This is a genomic window from Moorena sp. SIO2C4 (genome assembly GCF_010672485.1).
GTDB classification, from domain to species: domain Bacteria; phylum Cyanobacteriota; class Cyanobacteriia; order Cyanobacteriales; family Coleofasciculaceae; genus Moorena; species Moorena producens.
In genome coordinates, this window is sequence record NZ_JAAHGN010001163.1 from 1 (window position 1) to 2227 (window position 2227).

Below are 2227 nucleotides of genomic sequence, written 5' to 3' on the forward strand. Positions count from 1 at the left end.
TTACCAAGGAAGTAGTAACAGCTATTGAAATACTCTCTCCCATTAATAAACGTTCTGGAGAAGGACGCAAGCAATATGAAAGTAAACGAAATAAAGTCTTAGGCAGTTTCACTCATTTAGTAGAAATTGATTTACTGCGTAAGGGACAACCAATGCCAGTTTATCACAGCAATATTGAAACCCATTATCGAATTTTAGTCAGTCGAGGAGACCGTCGTCCTCAAGCTGATTTGTATGGATTTAATTTACCAGCTCCTATCCCCTCATTTCCGTTACCGCTGAAGTCTGGAGATACAGAACCATTAGTAGATTTACAGTTATTATTGAATAATATCTACGATCAAGCCAGTTATGATTTACTCATAGATTATAATCAAGAACCACTACCGCAATTGTCGGAAGAGGATCGGGTTTGGGTTAATACATGGTTAACGGAGCGAGAATTGCGATCGCACTAGGGTGGGGTAAGCATTCAGCGGTCAGCAGTCAGGCGTAGGGTGGGCAAATAATCTTTGAAACACCATTTGATCCGTTATCATGTCCATTTGCCCACCCGACAAGATCAGCGATCGCACTACAAGAGTGGTCAGCAGTCAGGCGTAGGGTGGGCAAATAATCTTTGAAACACCATTTGATCACTTATCATGTCCATTTGCCCACCCGACAAGATCAGCGATCGCACTACAAGAGCGAATAATCCCCCTCAGTTATCGCTGTCGGGTCATGGCAATTACTGCTTCCACTGTAAAGTCTGAGATAGTGTCAAGGGTGGGGAGTATATCAGTTCCGGCAAACACCAGTGGTAGTTCCTGGTTTTCCCAAACCCAGATTTGCTGTCGCTGAATATCGATTAGCCAAGCCAGCTTAGTCCCGTTGCTTAAGCAGTGCAGAATTTTGTTCTGTAGGTCTAATGTGCTTTGGTCAGGGGAGCGAATTTCAATTAACCAGTCTGGTGAACCTTGCAGGGGGCGATCTTGATCCCGGATGCGATCGCGTTTAACAACCACAATATCTGGTACAGGGGATAAGGGAGGAATGATGCACCGGAGTTCTTGAATCGCAACGCAAGCATGGGTTTGATTGTTGATGGCGTTTACAAGGTTACGCTGGAGGCGGGAATGAAACAATGTTGGCATCGGTTTTTGCTTCGGGTGTCCATGGATGAATTCCCAAGCAGGAGAAGCTTCTATGTTGGGTTGTTGGAGAAAAGCGTCTAAGGAGTTAGTAATGCTAGGTGATTGCATAATTAAGTTAGCTGAATAATGCTTAAATGATCCCTATCCAACAAATATTTCATGGCTCGTCTTGCGCTTCGAGGGGTAGGGTGGGCAAATAATCTTTGAAACACCATTTGATCACTTATCATGTCCATTTGCCCACCCGACAAGAGCGTAGGCACTACTCTACAAGCTCGCCGTCAGCTAATATACTTCATCATGAGAACCTAAATTAAGCAACAAAATAGCTTCTTCAGAATCTTCAGGATTTTCGATAAATTCAAATAAAATACGGTAGCTGTAGTCAATTGAACATGACCAGATATTGGATAAATCGCCTTTAAGTTTGTGGGTGTGTAAGCTAGGATGAAATGGATCTTCTGCTAACTGACGCACGGTTTTCTCAATTAGTGGTCTAAAATCTGGTCTTTTACGAAGTATTCGCTTTAAACCTCTTAGTGATTGGGGTGTCCAAGCAATTTTCATGGTTGATCGAGTTCTTCTAAGAATTGATCAACTGAGCCAAATTTTACTTTACCTTCCGCTAATTCTTGGCGAATTTCTTTGATTTCTTGCAATAGTATTTCTCTCCGTTGTAGATGGAATCTTTTGAGAAGAGTATCGAGTAATATCTCTTGCTCTTCTAAGGACAATTTTTCAACGGTTTCAATCGCTTGCTGAAAGGCTGAGGTTTTGAGCATACTTTCAAGATGATTTCCGGTTTTTTCTATTTTATCAAAATCAGCAGGGAGTAGGGTGGGCAAATAATGAATGTGGGGTAGGGTGGGCAAATAATTAAAGAAAGGCCATTTGATCACGAATCATGTCCCTTTGCCCACCCTACTACAAGAGCGATCGCACTTAAAGCAGCCCATTTCTTTCATGAATCAGATAGGATTGCTATATACTTAGAGTATACCACTTTTAGTGGAGAGCTAAGTAATGACATTTATCAGCCCTAAAACCGACTTTGCCTTCAAAAAAATCTTTGCCTCCCAGGAAAGTAAACC

At 42.0% G+C, this 2227-nt stretch carries 5 protein-coding genes; 1 reads left to right on the forward strand and 4 read right to left on the reverse strand.

The window, feature by feature from the left end; genetic code table 11:
- A partial coding sequence (locus tag F6K20_RS35040; protein WP_287297894.1) for a DUF4058 family protein occupies positions 1 to 458 on the forward strand: 458 nt, incomplete at its 5' end.
- Between the two features lie 28 nt (positions 459 to 486).
- Here F6K20_RS35040 and F6K20_RS35045 read toward each other — a convergent pair.
- From F6K20_RS35045 to F6K20_RS35060, 4 genes are all read right to left on the reverse strand, one after another.
- Positions 487 to 639 (reverse strand): hypothetical protein, encoded by a 153-nt coding sequence (locus F6K20_RS35045; RefSeq protein WP_165691842.1) that lies wholly within the window; start codon positions 637 to 639, stop codon positions 487 to 489.
- A gap of 68 nt (positions 640 to 707) precedes the next feature.
- Positions 708 to 1244, reverse strand: a complete 537-nt coding sequence (locus F6K20_RS35050; protein WP_287253608.1) for a Uma2 family endonuclease — start codon at positions 1242 to 1244, stop codon at positions 708 to 710.
- A gap of 177 nt (positions 1245 to 1421) precedes the next feature.
- Positions 1422 to 1703, reverse strand: a complete 282-nt coding sequence (locus F6K20_RS35055) for a type II toxin-antitoxin system RelE/ParE family toxin (protein ID WP_008179751.1) — start codon at positions 1701 to 1703, stop codon at positions 1422 to 1424.
- The gene (locus F6K20_RS35060) at positions 1700 to 2035 is read right to left on the reverse strand and encodes a hypothetical protein (RefSeq protein ID WP_008179749.1); all 336 of its coding nucleotides are present in this window, start codon (positions 2033 to 2035) and stop codon (positions 1700 to 1702) included. The genes F6K20_RS35055 and F6K20_RS35060 overlap by 4 nt, the downstream gene beginning before the upstream one ends.
- Positions 2036 to 2227: the final 192 nt, after the last annotated feature.